Below are 21,150 nucleotides of genomic sequence, written 5' to 3' on the forward strand. Positions count from 1 at the left end.
CATCAATCGTTATGAAACATTTTATTACAATAGTATTGCTGGGCATCACATCTTACTCCTTTGCCCAAACGAATCCTGCAGAACAGATCAATAAAGGAGTTTACAATAAGCTGGAATTTTTTATCAATTCCCAGATGACAGACTCCGCCTATAATTTGGCCAGTGACACCTTCAAACAACAATTTAGCTTAGCCAAATTCACGCAAGTACTACAGGAACTCTATCCCTTAGGAAGGGTAAAAAGCTCAACCATAAAAGAGTTTGAAAAAGGGCTTGCAACCTATCAGATGGACTTCGACAGCCAATCGTATGAGGTTCTTTTTGCAACGGACACAACCTTAAAATTCAATACATTAAAATTCACTCCTCTGGCAATCAAGCCTCAAGTGGAAAAAACTATTGTGGTACCTGCCACACAGAAATCAGTCGATAATGACGACCTTTTTGTCGATTCTGTTGCAAATGCTTATTTGAAACAACAAAATACGCAATCACTTGCAATTGGCATTCTAAAGAATGGACAAACAAAAAGCTATTTCTATGGTGAGACTGCCAAAGGCAACCAAACAGCGCCTACAAAAACGTCTACCTATGAAATTGGTTCGTTAAGTAAAGTTTTTACCGCTATACTTTTGTCAAATCTTGTCGAAGAAGGAACGATAACCTTAGATCAGCCTATTGCGCTATTTCTTCCTGATACACTCAAGAAAAATCAAGAACTTTCAAAAATAACGTTTCAAATGTTGGCCAATCATACCTCTGGCTTACCAAGACTTCCTGACAATCTCGACAAAGTCAAAGGATTTAACGAAAACGATCCTTACAAAACATACGATAAAAAAGCACTTTATAGTTTCCTCGCAAGCTTTAAAAATAACAAGAAACCAGGTGAAGAGTATGAGTACAGCAACCTTGGTTACGCCGTATTAGGAGACATTATATGCAGTATCTATAAAAAAAGCTATGATCAGCTTGTAAAAGACATCATCTGCAAGCCGCTCGAAATGAGTAATACCTTTCAGGTATTGGATCCTAAAAGAAAAGATACCTTTAAAGTATACAACAAAGATGGTCAAGAAGTAATTCCCTGGTCGTTTGACGCTTTTGGTCCCGCTGGCGGATTAAAATCGACTCTTGAGGATCTGCTTAAATTTGCGAATGCGCAATTCAAGATGCCGCAGACCCCATTGGAAAACGCCATGGCAAACACCAGATTGTTTACTTTTTTTCTGCCTCCAGACACCGACTTGGGACTCGCATGGCATATGAACCTGATTGACGACCTAACGGTCTATTGGCACAATGGCGGAACTGCCGGAAGCAGCTCCTATCTAGCCTTATCGCCCGATAAAAAAAGTGGCGTTATCATCTTGTCCAATTCTGCCATCTCTGCCGATGATAAGGGTAAAGCTATTTTAGATTACATACTCCGTAAAAAATAAAGTTCAAAAAATAGAGAATAATGAGCCATATTGAAACAACAATATGGTTTTTTTTGTTGTTATAGCGATGAGTGATCATTAATTTTGACTAGAAGAAAACACAAATTGATTTACCAAAATCAATCACAAGAAAGCTAAAGAACAGCTATTTGCATGAAGATATTTATCACTAAAAAAATACCACAAAAAGGTATAGATTTATTAAAATCTGCCGGTCACGATCTAACGATACACGATTCAGCTGATCCCCTATCCGAAAGGCAGCTTATCGAAGCGAGCCAACAGGCTGATTACGTGCTGAATGGTGGGATGCAAAAGTTTGATGCTAATTTTTTCCAAAACTGCCCAAACCTTAAAGCCCTATCCCTCATGAGTGTCGGCTATGACAATGTGGATATCGCTGCCGCAACACAGCATGGAATACCTGTAAGCAATACGCCAGGCATACTTTCGGGAGCAACAGCTGATGTCGCATTCCTTTTAATGTTATCGGTATCGCGGAAGGCATTTTTCAACCACAAGAGAATTTTGCAGGGCGAATGGAAAGGTTTTGATCCAACGGCAAACCTAGGCATCGAGCTCAACAACAAAACACTGGGTATTTATGGACTGGGACGAATTGGCTTTGAATTCGCGAGAAAAGCCAAAGCAGCGTATAACATGGATATTATCTATTACAATCGGAGCCGTAATGAGGAAGCAGAGCAAATTCTTGGCGCACGATATGTGAATTTCGACGATCTGCTCACGCGGAGCGATGTCCTTTCAATCCATGCGGCGTTGACAGCGGAGACTAAAAACCGGTTTGACAAAATGACATTTGCGCGCATGAAAAACTCCGCTATATTGATTAATACCGCCAGAGGCGGATTGGTCAATGAAATAGATCTAACAGAAGCTCTAGAGACTGGCCAACTATGGGGTGCCGGACTTGATGTGACAAATCCTGAACCGATGGATCCGAAAAATCCACTGTTAAATATGGAAAATGTCTGTGTACTGCCACACATCGGGTCTGCAACAGAAGAAACGCGGGATAATATGGCAATGATGGCCGCCAGTAACTTACTGTCAGCAATTAAAGGCGAAAAAATGCCGCAGATTATCAATAAAGAGGTATATCAATGAAACGAAGATTTTTTCAGCTTTTAAACAGCTTAAATAAAGCCATCTTACCAAAATATGGTAAGATGGATCCCTTGAAATTAAAAAAGTACCAGCAGGCTATCATTGCCTACCGGTACTTTGTCCTTTTACACGCCTTGGGAACAGATCAGGACTAAGCTTTTGCAGTCCCTAGGTCGCTTGAATTCGAAACAATGCTAATCTGTGTCGGATTGGAAGATAAACTAATATCGTTCCTTTCCAGCTCCAACATAATCTTTTCCTGCATTGAGTTTCGAGCAGCGACATAATGCTCTCTTTTCGTCCACGCACGAACGGTTAAAACCATGGCACTGTCTCCCAATTCTTTGATAAAAACAGTTGGCTCTGGAGTTGTCAACACATTTTCATTCGAACGGAGAACTCTTAATATAATATCTTTCGCTTCTTTCACATTTTTATCATAAGAGATACTGATGGTATATTCAAACATGCGTTGCACAATTTTCGTATAGTTTTTAATAACCGAATTGGCCAAAGGGCCATTTGGGCTAAAAACACGTACACCATCATCGCCTATTAAAGTGGAATACAAGATATCAATCCTCTCTACAGTACCTGCGGTACCATTTGCACTCGAGATGGAATCCCCTACCTCAAATGGTCTAAACATCAAAATCAGCACTCCGCCGGCAAAATTACTCAGACTTCCCTGCAGCGCCATACCAACGGCCAACCCAAAGGCGGATAAAGCAGCAATAAAAGAAGTTGTCTGTATTCCAATCTGACTTGCGACGGTGAGGAGCAACATCACCCACATGACGATCTTTACAATACTGGAGATAAATGCCCGAATAGAGGGATCTACATTCTTCTTTTCGAAACGTTTATGTAATAAGCGATCTACAAAATTGATCACATATTTCCCAAGAATCAATAGGATAATTCCACCTATAATCCCCGGAATAGACTCAATGACAATATCGGTCAAACGACCAAATCTACTCCCCAAACTATTTAAATTACTTTCCATGTTGTATAATATATTTTAAACCTCTAGGCACAAGGATTGTTCCAACATATCGTATACCGTATCAAAATATAAAAATCATTGAAAAACACCATAAAAGACCAAATAAACACCACTATTAAAAGAATATTTAGCGTAATTTTGCTATATGAATAGAAAAAATACCATTCCGATTATTGATAGTTGTAGCATTGATCTAAATAACAAAACAACGATTCATATTGATGATCTAAAAGAATATATCATCAAGCATCAGGATATGGTGTTTCCTCATAAACATAATTTTTTCCATTTTGTGCTATTCACCAAGGGCTCAGGAGAACACATTATTGATTTCAATCATTACAACATTGAACCTTATCAAATCTATTTTATGGTACCAGGTCAAGTTCATACCTGGAACTTTACAGGTGACGAAGAAGGCTATGTTGTCAATTTTTCCATTGACTATTTTCAGTCTTTTCTCTTAAGAACCGATTACCTGGAACGCTTCAGCTTCTTACAGGGTAAAATTGAGCAGCTTATTTTTGTTATTGCGGAACAATTTCGCAAGCAGGCTATTCACATTCTTGAACAAATTGCTTCCGCAAAAGCGGCAGGTCAATCGGAAGACTATATCCGTACACTTCTGCTCCAATTTATATTGTATATCTCAATTTCTACGGAAAAAGATCATCAAGAGCACAGTACGCCATATAATCACAAAATATTCAATAGTTTTCAGCAATTGGTTGAACAGCAATTCAGATCTACCAAATTGCCCAGTGTGTACGCAGATCAGTTATTTATTACACCCAATCATCTGAATGCGATCTGCAAATCCTACATCGGACAATCAGCAGGTGAAATTATACGAAACCGGATTGTACTCGAAGCGAAGCGACTATTGGTCAATCGAAACTTAAATATCAATGAGATTGCAGATGAGCTGCAATTCAATGACAACTCATACTTTACTAAATTTTTCAAAAAATCCGCTGGGCTCACACCAGAAGAGTTCAGAAAACAACTATAACTATGGAAGAGGTTAAATACGAATTATCTGAATTTAAAGCTGCATGGCAAGCGAAATGTCCAAGATGCCGGATCGGCCATGTATACCAAGGTCCTGCCTATGGTCTTAAAGTACAAAAAATGAATAGCCATTGCGAATACTGTGGACTTCGTTACGAGCGTGAACCAGGTTATTTTTATGGTGCCATGTATGTTACCTATGCTTTCTCCATTGCAGAAATGGTTACGGCTTGTATGGCAACCTATATCCTGACAGGCAATGACTCTTCTTTTATACTCTATGCAACCGTTGCTATCATGAGCGTTGTTTTAATGTCGCCATTCAACTACCGTTATTCCCGTATCATACTGATGTATTGGTTGACCCCGGGCTTAAGATATGATCCAAATGTCAAAAAAAAGGAAGTTGATGTGAAGGCTTCAGCATAACCTTCATTATCCTTATCTTTATCCTGATGAAGGATATCATTTATTTGGACAACAACGCAACAACGCGAATTTTGGATGAAGTATGGAATACCATGACCCCCTACTTCATCCAAAACTATGCGAATGCATCTAGTGTTTATCACCAAATGGGGCGTGAAGCCAATGCCGCCGTCCAACTGGCTAGAGCGCAAATAGCTGAAGTGCTGAATTGTTCACCAAAAGAACTATTTTTCAATTCAGGTGCAACAGAAAGTATTAATACCGTAATCTGCGGCATATTTGACAAATATCAATCCAAAGGAAATCATATTATCACCGTTTCAACAGAACACAAAGCTGTCCTAAGTTGCTGTGAACAATTGACGAAAAAAGGAGCGCAGATCAGCTATCTACCCGTCGATGCACAAGGAATGATCAATATCGACGACTTGAAAAATGCAATGAGTTCCCAGACCATACTCGTATGCATCATGGCTGCCAATAACGAGACAGGGGTATGTACATCACTAGCACAAATCGCTACTATTTGTACAGAGAAAGACATCTTATTTTTCTGTGACGCAACGCAGGCTGTTGGAAAAATCAACATTGATCTACAAAAAGTCCCGATTGACCTTTTATGCCTGAGTGCGCATAAACTTCATGGCCCGAAGGGAATCGGTGCCTTATACATCCGTCGCAAATCGAAGCCGATTCAGATTGCTCCGCTGCTTGTAGGTGGTGGTCAGGAAAGCGGATTTAGAGGCGGCACGTACAACGTTCCAGCTATCGTCGGCTTTGGAAAAGCCCTGTCTCTGCTTAAACCAACATCTTATCATACGGTCGAACGAAACCGCGATCTATTGGAAGAACTTTTAAGTGATATTCCTGAAATCATCATTCATGGAAAAAATGTACCCCGCCTACCCAACACCAGTTACATTAGTTTTAAACACATCCTAGCCAGCGAAATAATGACTGCCTGTCCTGCTTTGGCCCTTTCCTCGGGCTCAGCCTGTGTAACCGGGTCCAGAGAACCGTCCCATGTATTAATAGCTATGAATGTCTCCAAAGAAGATGCATTATCGGCCATTCGCTTTAGCTTAAGCGTATTTACGACTCAAGAGGATATTATACAATGCGCTCAATTGGTCACAGATGCGGTTCGCAAAATCCGCGATCAATCCCCCATCTGGCAACTTTTCAAAGCTGGCCTGATCGATTAATTTATGACATTCTAAAAACTTTATAACAGGCGAAATATAACAAGATTGTATGTATCTTTGTGCTATACAAAGGATATTACTATGATTACAGTTACTGACAAAGCAAAAACTCGTATCGAGGAAATCATGAAGGATGAGCAATATGACAGCAATTACTTTGTGCGTGTTGCTGTGGAAAGTGGCGGTTGTTCGGGCTTGAGTTATAAGCTGAACTTCGATAACGAAGAAAAAAAAGGTGATCAATTTTTCGAAGATAAAGGCGTGAAAGTCTGTTTGGATATAAAATCGTTTTTATACCTAGCAGGTACAGAACTGGATTATTCCGATGGTTTGAACGGAAAAGGTTTTGAATTCCATAACCCGAATGCCAGCAGGACCTGTGCATGCGGCGAAAGTTTCTCCGTTTAATCAATCACGTCGATCCACCATAAATAAAAGAGCCCTGAAATATTCAGGGCTCTTTTAGTAAGTAACCAAACACTTTTAGTTGCACCAACAAATTATTAGTTTTATAATTAAATATTGACCTACCTTCATTTTGTTAGAATTTTTTTATTTTTTCAACTTTTTAATGGATAAATATTAAAAATCACAACCAAACAGATTAACCAGTGATATTTTCATACTTTTGTAGGAAATAACTGAATAAAAAATAAAACCATGCGTATCAATCCGCACATGGTATTTCATTTAACTCATATGGAGGGAAGAAAACTTTTAAATACCGAAGTTGCTATCAGCTTCGTTAAAGATACATTTGTCCAACAACTAAAGAAAGCATTAAATTTAATTCCGATCTCATCGCCTTTGGTGGTTTTAGACGGCACAGGATTAAATGATGACTTAAATGGAATTGAGCGCCCGGTATCATTTCCGATTAAATCATTGAATGAAAAAAGGGCTGTCGTCGTACATTCATTGGCAAAATGGAAAAGAGTCCGTTTAAAAGAACTTGAAATGTTACCCGGGGAAGGCATCGTGACCGACATGAAAGCACTGCGTCCTGATGAAGATTACACCCCTATTCATTCGATATATGTAGACCAATGGGATTGGGAAAAAGTAATCGATAAAGATCAACGTACTTTGGCCTTACTGAAAGATACCGTATTAAAAATTTACGATGCATTACGCTATACAGAACAACATGTTGAAAGCAACTATCCACAGATAAAAGCTATTCTCCCAGAAACCATTACATTTATTGCAGCAGAAGAGCTACTGCAAAAATATCCTAATCTAACTGCAAAAGAACGTGAAAATACCATCACAAAAGAATATGGTGCAGTATTTTTATATGGTATCGGCGGGGCACTCAGCAATGGTGTCGCACACGATGGGCGCGCAGCAGACTACGACGATTGGAGTACTGCAAATGAGGCTGGACACAAAGGATTGAATGGAGATATTCTCGTATGGAACCCCATCTTAAATTCAGCCTTTGAGCTTTCTTCCATGGGGATTCGCGTCGATAAAACCGCTTTGGCACATCAAATGGAAATCAGAAATTGCACTGAAAAATCCAAACTGACTTTCCATAGCATGCTTCTCAATGATCAATTACCGGAATCTATGGGCGGTGGAATCGGACAATCCCGTGTCTGTATGTTTATGCTCAAAAAACAACATATTGGAGAAGTTCAAGTCAGTATCTGGGAAGAGGACAAAAAAGAAACATTAAGACAAGAAGGTATTGATATCCTATAAAACAATACTTATGGAAAATTAATAACTCGGCAACTATACCGCGTGTTTCAGTATACCGATAAAAATCAAGGCAAGGTAATCATCTTTTATAGACTGATTACCTTGTTTTTTTAATTACAAAATGCCTAAAAAATTTTCATTCGAGTTTGTTCCTTTCAAAATAGCGGTATTTTGTATTTTTGCTGAATGCAGCTAGAAGCTATTTTAAATAAATTAGGTATCTCATCCTTAAATGAGATGCAAGAAAAAGTAGTGGAATCGTACCAAAAAGATCATGATTTCATCTTACTTTCACCCACAGGATCTGGCAAAACCTTGGCCTTTTCATTGCTCATTTTAGAGCAACTGAAGGAAATCGTTCGGGAGGTTCAAGTACTGATCTTAGTGCCGACCCGCGAACTGGCCTTACAGATAGAGCAAGTGCTTCGCAAGGTAGCCACTGGCCACAAAGTCACCTGTGCCTATGGCGGTCATAGTACCCGTATTGAAAAAAATGAATTCAAGGATGCTCCCGGAATTATTATAGGAACTCCAGGACGCATAAAACAACATATCGAAGAAGGAAATTTTGATCCTTCCGGTATTCATACCCTCGTGCTAGACGAATTTGATAAATCGTTGGAACTGGGATTTCAGCAACAAATGGATTTTATTATTCGACATATACCGGCCATCAGATCGCGGATATTGACTTCTGCAACGATGATGGATGCAATTCCGCCTTTTACACAGATAGAGGAGCCTATTCTTGTCGATTTTTTGAATAATTCACAAAATATACCCCGCATTACAATTAAAAAAGTAGTTGCCCCTGTTCAAAAGAAATTGGAGGCACTACTAAAACTTATCTGCAAGATTGGGACGAAAAAAATGATTATCTTCTGTAACCATCGCGATGCCGTCGATCACATCAGCGAACTACTGGATAATCGCAATATTATTCACGACACCTTTCATGGCGGACTTGAACAGCAAGATCGTGAACTGGCGCTTCTCAAATTCCGTAATCATTCCAACAATGTTTTGATCACGACCGATTTGGCTGCAAGAGGGCTGGATATCCCCGAAGTTGATGCCATTATTCATTATCAACTACCGCATAAAGTAGATGGCTTTATTCATCGCAATGGACGTACTGCGCGTATGCAGGCAAAGGGTGATGTCTATGTCATCTTAAAGCCGGAAGAAGCGTATCCCTATATAGCGGAGGAAATACCTGAAGAGGAATTTCCCGAATACTATGATCTTCCTGAAAATTCACCTTTCGCCACACTTTATGTTAGTGCTGGAAGAAAAGACAAAGTCAATAAAATTGACATTGTAGGTTTTCTCCTGCATTTGGAAGGTGTTGAAAAAGACGACATTGGTATAATAGAAGTGAAAGATAAGGTCGCTTATGTCGCCGTTAAAAGAAAGCTTGCTCCTTTTATTATCAACAAGGCAAATGGGCAAAAAATCAAAGGACGTAAAGTAAAAATTGGACGTACTTAAAGGTCCAAAACATTGGTTAATTGGAATTCAAGTGTAAAACGGTGGCTTCAATTCTTGTATTTTCTTCTTTGGAAATCAATCGCCAGGTAAGCCTTCACAATACCGTGTAAGGCTTACCTGGCGATTCTGATTTAAAATTTTTCAGGGTATGTCATCGTTCCTGTTCAGGCCAAGCGCCCCCAGGTTAATCCAATTCTTTTAAATACCGGAGATACAATTGTACAGCTTCGCGTTTCTTGGCTGTCAAATGGAAATTAAGATGCTCTGTCAGATATTTGGTATAATCAAAGTCCTCAAATTCTGGGAGACCGGCTATCACATCGGTTGCATGTTCAACGCCATACGCTAAAGCTTCATTGAATTCCTCTACAAAAGAGTCGGGAAGTTTTTTGTTACTTACCCATAAGGCAAAAGCGAAAGGAAGTCCGGTGAAATTAAACCACTCTTCCCCCAAATCATAAACATAGGGTATTGCATTCTTCTTACCGAAAGTACGATCCCCAATTAAAACATAGGCATCTGGCTCGATAGATTCATCAGCGATCAATTCCACATCCTTTTTCCAATAATTTTTTATCAATACACGTGCTAAACCATTTGAAGTGCGCGATTGCTTATCTAAACGTAAAGTTTTTACCTCTTCAATGGGTTTATTGGCAAAAATAAAGACAGAATCGACAGCACCTTCCGTGCCGATACAAAAATCGGTATTAATATAGTACTCGGGTAGACTTAATAAGGCAGCTGTCGGTATAATCCCGATATCAGCTTGATCGTCGATTACTTTCTGTGCACAGGCACTTGGATAATCGACGCTCAAGTCGATTTGCTCCATCACTTTCGATTTACGTATTCCATTCAAAAATGGATAAGTATTGGTATACGATACGGCAGAAACTCTAATTTTATTCATTTATCAATGCTTCTAAGTGTGCGGTATTGTAATGGTCTACAATCTCAAATTGACCATTATCATACAGCAATTTATATAAAGCAGTATTTGTATGCGGGAAATCATCCATATAACGGGCATCGACACCAGTCATTAGACAAAGCATAATCCGTAAAGCACGACCGTGCATACAGACTAATATGTTTTTTTCATCTGTCTGAGCGAGCATATGATCCAAGGCGACTTGTTGACGCGCCATTAATTCATGAGGAGACTCTCCGTTTTCGATACTGACATCCAATTCTCCATTGCGCCATGCTGCGACCAATTTTTCAAAACCAGCTAGCAACTCCGGTGTTTGTTCTTTTCCTTCATAAACTCCCCAGCTTATTTCATCCAAACCAACAAGCTGTTCCCAAGGTAAATCCAAATCAATGAACCCCTGTACAGTTTGATGAGTACGCAATAAAGTGGAGGTATATATCTTATCAAAAGGCACCGTACTATAGTGATCAAAGAAAGCCTGAGCTTGAGCTATGCCCATTTTATTGAGTGGGGAATTAACACCCCGCCCCTGCACAATACCTCTTAAATTTAGATCAGTCTGTCCGTGTCGTATAAAATAAAATGTCTTTTTCAACGTGCGATATGAGTTATGAATTGACAACAGGTAATGCGTAATAGCTTTTCTTTTGATCAACTTGATCAAAAACAACATCATTATAATCGGTTACCACATTGTAGAGGGTATCTCTTTCAATCGGATGGCGTCCAACATTTTTTATCAGCTCGACAACCTCTTGTGTGGTCATCCCCGGTTTTTGCTCTTCTGCTCCTGCCATGCTGTATATTTTTGTCGTATCATCCAGTGTTCCGTCTATATCATCGACCCCAAAAGCCAAGGACAACTGGGCCGTATCTCTCGATATCATTGCCCAATAAGCTTTAATATGATCAAAATTATCCATGTAAATTCGAGCGATCGCGTAATTCCTGAGGTCTTCAATAACGGATACCTCCGGAATATGGGACATTTGATTCTCCTTGTTTCTAAATTTTAGTGGAATAAAGGTCTGAAAACCGCCAGTCTTATCCTGTAGCTGTCTTAAGCGCTCCATATGATCGACACGATGCCAAAACTGCTCTATATGGCCGTACAGCATGGTTGCATTGGTATGCATGCCCAGCTTATGCGCCTGCTCATGAATATCCAGCCATTGTTCGGCTGTGCATTTATCATGTGCAATCTGCTCTCTGACTTCTGGATGAAAGATTTCCGCACCACCGCCCGGCATAGAATCTAATCCGCAGGATTGCAGATACTTCAATCCGTCGTAATGGCTCAATTTTGCTTTCTTGAAAATATAGTAATACTCTACAGGTGTAAGTCCTTTGATATGCAACTCGGGACGATGTGCTTTACATTTGCGAAAAAAATCGGCATAAAATTCGAGGTTCTGCTTAGGAACAACCCCTCCGGTGATATGAACTTCAGTAACAGCCTCCTTGTCGTACTTTTTCACAATATCCATCATGCCGTCGACTTCCATCTCCCAACCTTCAGCCCGTTCTTTTATTAAGCGGGAATACGAACAGAACTTACAGTCATATACACAGACGTTAGTCGGCTCGATGTGAAAATTACGATTGAAAAAAGTATGATCACCATGGCGTTTCTCGCGAATATAGTTAGCAAGCACACCAAGGTAGCCTAACTCACCTTTCTCATACAAAAGTACGCCGTCCTCAAAAGTGATACGCTCCTCTCGCAAAACTTTCTCCGCTATATCTCTCAATTCGACAGCTAAATTCTTATCGTTAATCAAGAAATTCAATTTATCTATTGCGTTCATTAAATGTATCTCCTATCTTAAATCAAATGTACCGAAAAGGCAACAAAAGTTATAATAAAAAATGTGACAACAACTAATTTGACATAGCTCTTAGAAAAGGATCCTAATCTGTAAATTGTTGCATTTCGATTAATTTACGGTATAATCCTTCTTGCTGTATCAGCTCACTATGGCTACCTGCTTCTACGATCTTTCCGGCTTCAATAACCACAATTTTATCCGCATTCTGAATGGTACTTAAACGATGGGCAATCACAACCGTTGTTCTATTGTCCATTAATTTATATAAGGAGTCCTGCACCAACTTTTCAGATTCGGTATCTAAAGCAGAAGTCGCCTCATCAAGAAGCATGATCGGTGGATTCTTCAAGACAGCTCGTGCAATACAGATCCGCTGACGTTGGCCACCAGATAATTTACCGCCCCTATCACCTATGTTGGTCTGATAACCCTGTTCCGTTTTCACAATAAACTCATGCGCATTCGCAATCCGTGCAGCGGCTTCTACTTCCTCTTGACTGGCCGAAAGATTAGCGAATGCAATATTATTGAAGATTGTATCATTAAACAAAATGGACTCCTGATTGACGACACCGATCATGTCCCGTAAAGAATCCTGGTCTAAATCCCGTAAATCAATACCGTCAAACAAAATTTGCCCCCCAGTAACGTCCATAAAACGCGGAATTAAATCAACTAAAGTTGATTTTCCCCCACCTGAAGGTCCCACCAACGCAATAATCTTCCCTTTTTCTATAGTCAAATCGATGTTCTGTAGAATCTCTTTATCTTTGGTATACGAAAAATTCACCTGATTAAAGACAATATTCTTCTCAAAGCTTTTCACAAGCTTCGCGTCGGCGCGATCTTTCACTTCCGTCCGTTCATCGATAAGTTCCAATACACGCTCACCCGCAGCAAGACCATTATGAATACCGCTGAAAGAATCTGTTAAAGCCTTTGCCGGACGCATCACCTGTGAAAAAATAGCGATATAGGCAATAAATGCGGGCGCCGTTAAATTCTTGTCACCTGAAAGCACCAAATGGCCGCCATACAAAAGAATAATAGCCACCATAATTACCCCCAGCAATTCGGACACAGGTGAACTTAACTGTTGTCTTTTAGCCATAGCACGACCGATATTGGCGTAACGTTCGTTCTCATTATGAAACCTGTTCTTAATAAATGAAACGGCATTGAAAGCTTTGATAATTTTTATTCCAGACAATGCTTCGTCCAAATAGGAAATCATATTTCCATACGATTCCTGTGCCGCATGCGCTTGGCTTTTAAGATTCTTAACGATTCTAGAAATAAAAAATGCAGAGATGGGAATGACCAAGAGTGAAAAGAATGTCAATTGCGCAGAGATATTAAAAAGCATCACGATATAAGCGATCAATTGCAAGGGCTCTTTAAAAACCACCTGTAAAGTACCCGTCACAGAATACTGCACGACCTGTACATCAGACGCAACTTTAGAAACAATATCTCCTTTTCGTTGTCCTGTAAAATAACCGACATGTAAATCCATTACACTGTCAAATACCGCTCTACGCAATTTGAGCAAAGTATGAATACGGAAATTCTCCATAATGCGTTGACAGAAGTAGCGAAACAGATTACTGATAAATACGGAGATCACAATTGCAATACAGACCCTTTGCAATGCGCCATAGGCACCAAACTGCTCATTTGCCATCGATGCATAGTAATTGAACCAAGCTAAAATATCTGTGTACGCTTCAGGTTTCACGACTTCAATAGCTGCTTCACAAGCCTCTTTTCCGGTTTTAAAAAGTGTATGGAGTAAAGGAGCAAGTAATGCCAAATTCAACGTGCTAAAAACAACCGTGATCAGCGTGCAAATTACATAGGGGATTGCAAATTTCTCAATGGGTTTAGCAAACGATAAGAGCCTAAAATATGTTTTCATTTATGTTGAACTAAGACAAATTACTTTTACATCAAAAGTAATTCGTCGGTCTCTCCTCTAACTTCCAGATTTTTGACGAGGAAATTGAACAAAAATAACAAATTAATCAAGAAAAGCACATATCCTGGTAAGGGACTATAAAATTGTTGCATCTCAAGACTAAAGCATTCAGCTTGTTCAGCTTGAAAAATCGATAAAAAAATCTCCTTTTAATAGATAATTCCCTAATTTAGCCTTATTCAAATACCAAATTTATTAAAATAAAATGCAAATAGACGTTGCCAAAAGATTGCAGCATACTGAGGAATATTATTTCTCCAAAAAATTAAGAGAAATAGATGAATTAAACAAGCAGGGTGCGCGTGTAATCAACCTAGGAATTGGAAGTCCAGACTTGCCTCCACACCCGGAGGTGATCGAGACATTAAATACGAATGCCCAACTTCCAAATGTGCATGGCTATCAAAATTATAAAGGCGCCCCCGCCCTACGACAAGCCGTTGCAGATTGGTATCAACGTTATTATAACGCGACTTTTAATCCCAATACCGAAATATTACCCTTAATAGGGTCAAAAGAGGGTATTGTGCACATCTGTATGACCTATCTTCAGGAAGGAGACCAAGCGCTTATACCCAATCCTGGCTACCCAGCTTATGCTGCTGCAGTGAGATTGAGTGGTGCTGAAGCGATCACCTATAATCTTACACAAGAGAAAAATTGGCTTATCGATCTAAATGAGCTCAAAAAACAAGACTTGTCAAAGGTTAAATTGATGTGGATAAACTATCCTCATATGCCAACAGGTGCTTCAGCACCCGATGCATTTTATCAAGAGCTGATTCAATTTGCTAAAGAGTATAATATCCTGATTTGCCACGATAATCCGTATAGCTTTATTTTGACAGATACGCCAAGAAGCATTATGAGTATCCCTGACGCGAAAGATGTAGCCATTGAGTTGAATTCGCTGAGCAAGTCTTCCAATATGGCGGGATGGCGAATTGGTGTGCTCGTGGGTGCCGAAGAACGTATAAACCAAGTACTCCGTTTCAAAAGCAACATGGACTCAGGTATGTTTTTACCCGTTCAGCTGGCTGCGGCAAAAGCCTTACAACTTGATGCCTCCTGGTATGCTGATCTAAACAAAATTTATGCGGAACGACGCCAACAGGTTTATGAGATCATGGATTTGCTGGACTGTGCTTATCAAAAAGACCAAGTAGGTCTATTTGTATGGGCGCGTATTCCGGAGAAATACGAGGATGGCTATGCCCTGAGTGATGCTGTTTTGGAGAGATCACGGGTATTTATTACACCGGGTGGAATTTTTGGAGATAAAGGCGATCAATATATACGCATCAGTCTCTGTGCTACGGTAGAGGTACTCAAAGAATCAATCCAACGTATTAAAGATAATTTCTAACACATTCGATTTCGGCGCAGCTTAACTGCTTTGAAATTATCGATAGAATAATTGATCAACAAACAACCAGGGTATGAAGGGTTCGATGTATAACATTTGAACAAAAATACGCTTAATATAATTGTTTATATATGAACATTGCCATTGTAGGCGTAGGCTTGATCGGCGGCTCAGTTGCCATTCGCCTAAAAGAAACAAAATTCTGCGACAAAATAATCGGTGTAGATAAGAGTCAAAAGAACTTAGATAAAGCGATGCATATCGGCTTCATTGACGAAACAGCAAGCTTAGAAGATGCGATTAAGACCTGTAAAGTATTGGTGCTCACAATTCCTGTTGATGCCATTTTACATGTTGTTCCTCAAATCTTGGATCTGGTCACAGACCAGGTTGTCATCGACATGGGATCAACAAAAACGAATATTCTGAATAAAATAAAGGATCATCCCAATAGGGGCCGTTATGTTGCAGCCCATCCCATGGCCGGAACAGAGTATTCGGGACCCGAAGCTGCAATAGCAGGCTTATTCAAAGGAAAAATGATGGTGTATGTTGAAGCATTTAAAACGGATGAGGATGCTTTCGAGATTGCCGATGCCATCACCGACCAATTGGAGATGCGCAGCTGTTTTATGAATGCAGATGAACATGATGTGCATACGGCTTATGTATCCCACATTTCTCACCTGACCTCTTTCGCCCTCGCCTTAACAGTATTGGAAAAAGAGAAATCTCAAGGGCGTATCTTTGAGCTGGCAGGCTCGGGATTTGAATCTACAGTACGTCTAGCCAAAAGTTCGCCCGATATGTGGACACCTATTTTCAAGCAAAATCGCGAAAATGTACTCGAAGTACTCGAAGAACATATCAAGCAGCTTCAATCCCTGCACGATTCTATTGCCACGGAGGATTATGACAAATTGCACAAACTTATTACCCGTTCCAATAAGATAAAAAGGATCATTAAATAAAGGCTGCTCTAGTTAGAGCAGTAGGTATAAAAAGTCCACCAAAAGGTGGACTTTTTTTATTCATCTTCCAATTCATTGAATTTATCCAGGTCGGCTTTTGCCCCGATAGGATCACCCAATTTTTCACGAATTGCTGCGCGATATGAATACAAATCAGAATAATATGGATTCAAATCGATCGCTTTCGAGTAATCTGCCAGTGCGCCTGGTAAATCCTCCAACTTTTCATTCAAATCGGCTCGTAATGAATACACATAAAAATCTTCCGGATTGAGCGTAACAAGGCGATCAAAATCCAATAATGCTTCCTCAAAATTTCCCAACCGCTCAAACAAAGATGCCCTTTCTTCGTATACGATCGATGAATCACGATCTATTTCCTCCGCCTTGGCATAGTCTTCCAGCGCACTTTGGTAATTACGATAGGATTCAAACACTTTAGCGCGAAATATATGGGCGGCAGAACGATTCTCATCAAGAGCAATAGCCTGATTGAAATCAGACAATGCCAATTCAAAACAGGTCAATTTCAGGTACAAACTTCCTCTAAAAACAAACAGGTTGCTATCCTTGTTGTCGGATTCCGCAATAGCAGAAGAATAAAGACCGATTGCTTTTAGATAGCTATAGCAATGAACATATTCAAGTCCCAATGAATTTATTTCGTCAGTACTCAGGTGCTTTGGCTTCGATTCCAGCTCTTGAATAACCAAATTATCGGCCTCAAAGTAAGTGAGTTCAGCTTGATTCTCCGCCCATTCCAATACACTATGGTAATTAAAATCCAGTCTCTTGGCAATCTGATAATCATAGAAAGCACCTTCGTCTTCATCGATGAGTCGATAAACTAAACAACGGCTCGCATAAAAAAATGGCTCCTCTTTATACTGTTCGATTGCGCTTGTAAACGTTGCAATAGCTTGGTCATATGCCGCTATTTTAAAATAATAAAGCCCCAAATAGCTATAGGCAAGTGCATGATTGGTCAAAGCAATCGCCTGCTCAAGTAAAGCGACAGGATTACCATCGCCACTGATTCCGACATTAAATCCTTCCAATGTAGATCTAATCGCGCTCTGTTGGACGATGTCTAACCAATCAGCGGAAAAAGATGAACTCGCTTCCGGAAAAAATGATGAAATAGGTAAAAAAGAAAACTTAGCAAGAAGTACGGGTACTGGCAGTGTAAAATCTGATTCCACAAAAGTATTGTTTTGTAGAATGACAGCTAGATTTGAAAACATATGCTTCATACCCAAAACTAAGCTAAATTTCATTACAAAAGAAATCTAACGGGAGATCAGGTATTATAATCGGGTATTCTTATCAACTAATTTCACCTGTCAGGTATAAGTATTTATAGCGGACAATATCCCTCGAATTTGTAAATTTGATTAATTTTTCCTTTTTGAAAACATAATTGGAAACCTTCTCTTCCATCAAACGCAGGAATTCAACAAATTCAGCAAAAAAGTCTTGACGTTCTCCTGGTGTAAACTGGCTGTTTTTTACAATCCAAAAGAATTGCTCTTCATTTACATGGAAAGATACCTCATTTTTCTTTTCTTTTCGAAAAATAAAGATTGGGTCATTTTCTTGGTTAATAAATAAAGCAAAGCCTGTATTTCCACCATCCAAATTAACAACAAAAGCAGAAAAATGGACAGTACCGATCTGTAAATTTTCCAGACAAATTAATTTATGCAACATCAGGTTGACAATTAGATCACCTAAAATTATTAAGTTTTTATTAAAAAACAAAAAAAGGCCCACAAAATAATTGTGGACCTTTTGTATTCGACGTAAATCTTATTAGAATGTAAATTTCACAGATGCATTCCAAGTTCTACCCTGTCCGATCAAAACAAAATTGGAAGTATCAATACCATTCCAAGTATTGTTCACATCTGTCACCAAGTTACTCGAAGTAGCTTCCGAAATATAGAACTTATTCAACACATTGTTCATGTTAACACGGAAACTCATGCTGTTCTTGTCACTTACTTTGACATTGTAAGAAAGACCGGCATCCAAAAGATTAAAAGACGGTAATTTCATATAACGTCCATAAGTTTGGCCATCTATTACTTCTCTACGATAATTCGATGCATACAAACGCTCATAATATCTGTAGTTTGCGTCAACAGACAAACCCTTAAACACTTTATATTTAGCACCAAATCCATAAGAAGTTTGCGCTGCGTTACCAACATGTTCACCGGTTAAGTTAACCTGAGAACGTCCCAATTCGACGCGGTTATCGTTACGTATAACAGAGTTTACTGCACCATCGTATTTCCAGTCACCTATCGATAAAAACCCTGTTAGGCTTAATTTTTCGATTGGGCGGGCCTCAAAATCAACTTCTACCCCTCTATGCACCTGTTTTACACCGTAATTTGTTGTATATAAATAGGCACCTTCGACCAAAATACCAGGATCATTTGTTGGGTTGTATTTTTTCACATCATCTGCCGTCGCTAAACTCGAACTACCCGTAACACGGTTTTCCCAAGTTGTGCGGTAAACATTCACATTCACATCCAAGAATCGAGAAGCAAATTTATAACCAGCCTCTAAACCAAGGATTTTTTCATTTTCAGCATTTTCATTAATATCATTTGCAAAATTCATGAAAATATTGTTTTGATAAGGCTGACGGGAATAGTACCCCGCATTACCAAAAACACTATGATGTCCCAATGTATAACTTACACCACCCTTCGTATTGTAGCCAAAGTTGTTCACGTCTTTAGAATCCTCATTACCTGGTGTGTATTGAAAATAATCAGAACGTTTGTTTTGTTGTTCGGAAACCGATCCTTGGAAAAACGCTGTAAAGCCATTTTTCGCATATTCCAATTGACCGAACAGACCGCCATAACGGATGTATTGATTGTAATCCCAAGCTAAACGATCTTCACGCGAATCAGGTTTGCTTGAGAAAGCTTTCCAAGGATTTGTTGAGTATGTATTGGTAACCAATGGCTTATTAGGGAAATTAACATTACCGCCCAATACAACACCATTTGTATTTCCTAGTGGATCTGTCAATTTACGATAATGTGTACCCTTATAATCTCTCACATCAAAACCCACATTAAAATTCAGGGACTCTGAAAGCTTACGGTTATAATTGGAAACTATACCAAACCACTGATGATTGTTCACATCAGCAGCCAAATATTTGCCTTTGTTGTATTTATCACTTCTTAACGATTGACCGCCCCCAGCAGCTAACGACGCATAAACGACAGTTGACAAAGATGATTTATCATCGATGGTCCAATCCCAGTTCAAGTTGGCTACCGGCTTATGATAAAAGTTCTTTTGCGCATTCATCATCACGCCATTTGCATCCTTATAATTGTCGTTGTAACGTCTGCCATTAGCAAGATAGTTAGACAATTTTGAGGTATATCCTTGGTTGTGCCACTGTGGTGCACCGGTTACCATGAAGTTCAGGTTGTGCTTTTCATTTGCTTTGTATCCAACGGACAAGAAATAACTTTGTCCAGCACCTTCCGTATGATCCATATAACCGTTACCTGACCATTGCGTAAACATAGCCGAAACAGCAAAACCGTTTTTCATCAGACCGGTATTGTAACCTACTGTTGCCTTCATAAACATATCGTTACCAACAGTAGTGCGGACAAAACCACCTTCTTTCATTGCGGTAGATTGTGTCACGTAATTTACGGTACCGCCGACAGATGAAATCGCTAATTTAGATGATCCCAAACCACGTTGAATCTGCACTAAAGAAGCAATATCTGTAAGTCCCGACCAATTTGACCAATATACACTTCCATTGTCCATACCATTGATCGGCTGACCGTTCAACAAAAATGCGGTATTGGACTGATCAAAACCACGTGTTGTCATAGAAGACTCACCAAAACCTTTTGCCTGACCAGTGATATAAACCGACGGGGTATTAGCTAGTGCTGAAGTAATATCCTGTGCGCCTACCCTTTCCTCTAAATCCTGTTTACGGATCGTCGAAACGGCAATCGGCGTCTTTCTTCCCGCAGCAATATCAATAACACCATGACCAACAACAACAACCTCATCCAAATTTGTTGAAGATCCAGCCGTAAAAATTGGATTGATATTCAACGATTCCCCCGATTTCAGCATGATGTTTTCGAAAACAACAGGCGTTTCGCCAATGTAAGTTACCTCTACTTTGTAGGGGCCTCCTTCTTGAAGATTTGAAATTTGAAATTTTCCTTGGGCATCGGCTGAGCCACTTACAACTTGTCCACTTGGGATGTGGGTAATTTTAATGGTTGCTCCTTTAACCGTTTGTCCAGTAGCTTCTTTGACAACTCCTGAAACCGAACTAGTATTTGCTGTTTGACCATGAACGGCACTATAACTAGCAAAAACGAGGGCAAAAAAAAGTAAAGACTTTTTCATGTTAGATGTGATTGTTTTGTTTTTGTGGCGCAAAATTAGGAATTGATTGTCTTTTTAACTAATTTTAACAATAGGATTATCAGACCCTAGCGCTATACAAAACAAATCAGTTTTAAGCTTCCACAGAAAAACAGCTACTTCTAAAACAAAGAGGCAATAAAAAAACAGATTAAATAAAATAAATACAACACATTCATCACATTCTTAAAAAAACACTAAAAA

Annotated in this window: 19 protein-coding genes; 11 read left to right on the forward strand and 8 right to left on the reverse strand. The window is 39.4% G+C overall.

Annotated features, from left to right (window positions below; genetic code table 11):
* Positions 1-11 precede the first annotated feature (11 nt).
* The 3 genes from B3P16_RS05095 (at position 12) to B3P16_RS05105 (ending at position 2,725) form a co-directional block, all read left to right on the forward strand.
* The gene (locus B3P16_RS05095) at positions 12-1,442 is read left to right on the forward strand and encodes a serine hydrolase domain-containing protein (protein ID WP_286841627.1); all 1,431 of its coding nucleotides are present in this window, start codon (positions 12-14) and stop codon (positions 1,440-1,442) included.
* A 153-nt stretch (positions 1,443-1,595) separates the two neighbouring features.
* Complete coding sequence (locus tag B3P16_RS05100) at positions 1,596-2,570, forward strand: 2-hydroxyacid dehydrogenase (protein ID WP_286841629.1); 975 nt, start codon at positions 1,596-1,598, stop codon at positions 2,568-2,570.
* A complete protein-coding gene (locus tag B3P16_RS05105; RefSeq protein ID WP_286768570.1) occupies positions 2,567-2,725 on the forward strand; it encodes a hypothetical protein in 159 nt (52 codons plus the stop codon). Before B3P16_RS05100 ends, B3P16_RS05105 begins: the two co-directional genes overlap by 4 nt.
* Here the strand turns inward: B3P16_RS05105 and B3P16_RS05110 are convergent.
* Positions 2,722-3,579 carry a mechanosensitive ion channel family protein gene (locus B3P16_RS05110; RefSeq protein ID WP_070567825.1) on the reverse strand — a complete coding sequence of 286 codons (858 nt, stop codon included), beginning with the start codon at positions 3,577-3,579 and terminating at the stop codon, positions 2,722-2,724. The genes B3P16_RS05105 and B3P16_RS05110 overlap by 4 nt on opposite strands.
* Positions 3,580-3,724: 145 nt before the next feature.
* On the opposite strand from B3P16_RS05110, the gene B3P16_RS05115 reads away from it, so the two are divergent.
* The 6 genes from B3P16_RS05115 to B3P16_RS05140 all read left to right on the forward strand — a co-directional run bounded on the left by B3P16_RS05115 (position 3,725) and on the right by B3P16_RS05140 (position 9,422).
* Positions 3,725-4,591 (forward strand): AraC family transcriptional regulator, encoded by an 867-nt coding sequence (locus B3P16_RS05115; RefSeq protein ID WP_070567827.1) that lies wholly within the window; start codon positions 3,725-3,727, stop codon positions 4,589-4,591.
* A 2-nt stretch (positions 4,592-4,593) separates the two neighbouring features.
* Complete coding sequence (locus B3P16_RS05120) at positions 4,594-5,019, forward strand: DUF983 domain-containing protein (RefSeq protein WP_046675442.1); 426 nt, start codon at positions 4,594-4,596, stop codon at positions 5,017-5,019.
* Positions 5,020-5,045: 26 nt separating this feature from the next.
* Positions 5,046-6,224 carry a cysteine desulfurase family protein gene (locus tag B3P16_RS05125; protein ID WP_286841631.1) on the forward strand — a complete coding sequence of 393 codons (1,179 nt, stop codon included), beginning with the start codon at positions 5,046-5,048 and terminating at the stop codon, positions 6,222-6,224.
* Positions 6,225-6,305: 81 nt separating this feature from the next.
* Positions 6,306-6,632, forward strand: coding sequence for a HesB/IscA family protein (locus tag B3P16_RS05130; RefSeq protein ID WP_046675441.1), 327 nt, complete (start codon positions 6,306-6,308; stop codon positions 6,630-6,632).
* 252 nt (positions 6,633-6,884) lie between these two features.
* Positions 6,885-7,931 carry an aspartate--ammonia ligase gene (gene asnA / locus B3P16_RS05135; protein ID WP_286841632.1) on the forward strand — a complete coding sequence of 349 codons (1,047 nt, stop codon included), beginning with the start codon at positions 6,885-6,887 and terminating at the stop codon, positions 7,929-7,931.
* Between the two features lie 237 nt (positions 7,932-8,168).
* A complete protein-coding gene (locus B3P16_RS05140) occupies positions 8,169-9,422 on the forward strand; it encodes a DEAD/DEAH box helicase (protein ID WP_286841634.1) in 1,254 nt (417 codons plus the stop codon).
* Positions 9,423-9,606: 184 nt separating this feature from the next.
* Here B3P16_RS05140 and B3P16_RS05145 read toward each other — a convergent pair whose 3' ends face one another.
* The 4 genes from B3P16_RS05145 to B3P16_RS05160 all read right to left on the reverse strand — a co-directional run bounded on the left by B3P16_RS05145 (position 9,607) and on the right by B3P16_RS05160 (position 14,106).
* The gene (locus tag B3P16_RS05145; RefSeq protein ID WP_112376106.1) at positions 9,607-10,335 is read right to left on the reverse strand and encodes a menaquinone biosynthetic enzyme MqnA/MqnD family protein; all 729 of its coding nucleotides are present in this window, start codon (positions 10,333-10,335) and stop codon (positions 9,607-9,609) included.
* Complete coding sequence (locus B3P16_RS05150) at positions 10,328-10,954, reverse strand: histidine phosphatase family protein (RefSeq protein WP_159333055.1); 627 nt, start codon at positions 10,952-10,954, stop codon at positions 10,328-10,330. Before B3P16_RS05150 ends, B3P16_RS05145 begins: the two co-directional genes overlap by 8 nt.
* A 13-nt stretch (positions 10,955-10,967) precedes the next feature.
* A complete protein-coding gene (gene mqnE / locus B3P16_RS05155) occupies positions 10,968-12,167 on the reverse strand; it encodes an aminofutalosine synthase MqnE (protein WP_070567833.1) in 1,200 nt (399 codons plus the stop codon).
* 103 nt (positions 12,168-12,270) lie between these two features.
* Positions 12,271-14,106, reverse strand: coding sequence for an ABC transporter ATP-binding protein (locus tag B3P16_RS05160; RefSeq protein WP_286841635.1), 1,836 nt, complete (start codon positions 14,104-14,106; stop codon positions 12,271-12,273).
* 265 nt (positions 14,107-14,371) lie between these two features.
* Between B3P16_RS05160 and B3P16_RS05165 the strand changes: the two genes are divergently transcribed.
* Positions 14,372-15,532 (forward strand): pyridoxal phosphate-dependent aminotransferase, encoded by a 1,161-nt coding sequence (locus B3P16_RS05165; RefSeq protein ID WP_286841636.1) that lies wholly within the window; start codon positions 14,372-14,374, stop codon positions 15,530-15,532.
* A 131-nt stretch (positions 15,533-15,663) separates the two neighbouring features.
* Entirely contained in the window at positions 15,664-16,503 is an 840-nt protein-coding gene (locus B3P16_RS05170; protein WP_070567840.1) for a prephenate dehydrogenase, read from the forward strand.
* A gap of 56 nt (positions 16,504-16,559) precedes the next feature.
* Here B3P16_RS05170 and B3P16_RS05175 read toward each other — a convergent pair whose 3' ends face one another.
* The 3 genes from B3P16_RS05175 to B3P16_RS05185 form a co-directional block, all read right to left on the reverse strand.
* Positions 16,560-17,780 (reverse strand): tetratricopeptide repeat protein, encoded by a 1,221-nt coding sequence (locus tag B3P16_RS05175; protein ID WP_159333058.1) that lies wholly within the window; start codon positions 17,778-17,780, stop codon positions 16,560-16,562.
* A gap of 49 nt (positions 17,781-17,829) precedes the next feature.
* A complete protein-coding gene (locus tag B3P16_RS05180) occupies positions 17,830-18,213 on the reverse strand; it encodes a hypothetical protein (RefSeq protein ID WP_088162243.1) in 384 nt (127 codons plus the stop codon).
* A gap of 102 nt (positions 18,214-18,315) precedes the next feature.
* Positions 18,316-20,928: a TonB-dependent receptor gene (locus B3P16_RS05185; protein ID WP_112376103.1), complete on the reverse strand. Its 2,613-nt coding sequence runs from the start codon at positions 20,926-20,928 to the stop codon at positions 18,316-18,318.
* Between the last annotated feature and the right edge of the window lie 222 nt (positions 20,929-21,150).

Origin of the sequence: Sphingobacterium sp. UBA7631, assembly GCF_002483935.1 — a bacterium.
Taxonomy (GTDB): Bacteria; Bacteroidota; Bacteroidia; order Sphingobacteriales; family Sphingobacteriaceae; genus Sphingobacterium; species Sphingobacterium multivorum.

What these genes read in the sequence shown, in the direction of transcription:
- B3P16_RS05095 (WP_286841627.1), top strand. Translation starts at nt 12, where the DNA reads ATGAAACATTTTATTACAATAGTATTGCTGGGCATCACATCTTACTCC.
- B3P16_RS05100 (WP_286841629.1), top strand. Translation starts at nt 1,596, where the DNA reads ATGAAGATATTTATCACTAAAAAAATACCACAAAAAGGTATAGATTTA.
- B3P16_RS05105 (WP_286768570.1), top strand. Translation starts at nt 2,567, where the DNA reads ATGAAACGAAGATTTTTTCAGCTTTTAAACAGCTTAAATAAAGCCATC.
- B3P16_RS05110 (WP_070567825.1), bottom strand. Translation starts at nt 3,579, where the DNA reads ATGGAAAGTAATTTAAATAGTTTGGGGAGTAGATTTGGTCGTTTGACC.
- B3P16_RS05115 (WP_070567827.1), top strand. Translation starts at nt 3,725, where the DNA reads ATGAATAGAAAAAATACCATTCCGATTATTGATAGTTGTAGCATTGAT.
- B3P16_RS05120 (WP_046675442.1), top strand. Translation starts at nt 4,594, where the DNA reads ATGGAAGAGGTTAAATACGAATTATCTGAATTTAAAGCTGCATGGCAA.
- B3P16_RS05125 (WP_286841631.1), top strand. Translation starts at nt 5,046, where the DNA reads ATGAAGGATATCATTTATTTGGACAACAACGCAACAACGCGAATTTTG.
- B3P16_RS05130 (WP_046675441.1), top strand. Translation starts at nt 6,306, where the DNA reads ATGATTACAGTTACTGACAAAGCAAAAACTCGTATCGAGGAAATCATG.
- asnA (WP_286841632.1), top strand. Translation starts at nt 6,885, where the DNA reads ATGCGTATCAATCCGCACATGGTATTTCATTTAACTCATATGGAGGGA.
- B3P16_RS05140 (WP_286841634.1), top strand. Translation starts at nt 8,169, where the DNA reads ATGCAAGAAAAAGTAGTGGAATCGTACCAAAAAGATCATGATTTCATC.
- B3P16_RS05145 (WP_112376106.1), bottom strand. Translation starts at nt 10,335, where the DNA reads ATGAATAAAATTAGAGTTTCTGCCGTATCGTATACCAATACTTATCCA.
- mqnE (WP_070567833.1), bottom strand. Translation starts at nt 12,167, where the DNA reads ATGAACGCAATAGATAAATTGAATTTCTTGATTAACGATAAGAATTTA.
- B3P16_RS05160 (WP_286841635.1), bottom strand. Translation starts at nt 14,106, where the DNA reads ATGAAAACATATTTTAGGCTCTTATCGTTTGCTAAACCCATTGAGAAA.
- B3P16_RS05165 (WP_286841636.1), top strand. Translation starts at nt 14,372, where the DNA reads ATGCAAATAGACGTTGCCAAAAGATTGCAGCATACTGAGGAATATTAT.
- B3P16_RS05170 (WP_070567840.1), top strand. Translation starts at nt 15,664, where the DNA reads ATGAACATTGCCATTGTAGGCGTAGGCTTGATCGGCGGCTCAGTTGCC.
- B3P16_RS05175 (WP_159333058.1), bottom strand. Translation starts at nt 17,780, where the DNA reads ATGAAATTTAGCTTAGTTTTGGGTATGAAGCATATGTTTTCAAATCTA.
- B3P16_RS05180 (WP_088162243.1), bottom strand. Translation starts at nt 18,213, where the DNA reads ATGTTGCATAAATTAATTTGTCTGGAAAATTTACAGATCGGTACTGTC.
- B3P16_RS05185 (WP_112376103.1), bottom strand. Translation starts at nt 20,928, where the DNA reads ATGAAAAAGTCTTTACTTTTTTTTGCCCTCGTTTTTGCTAGTTATAGT.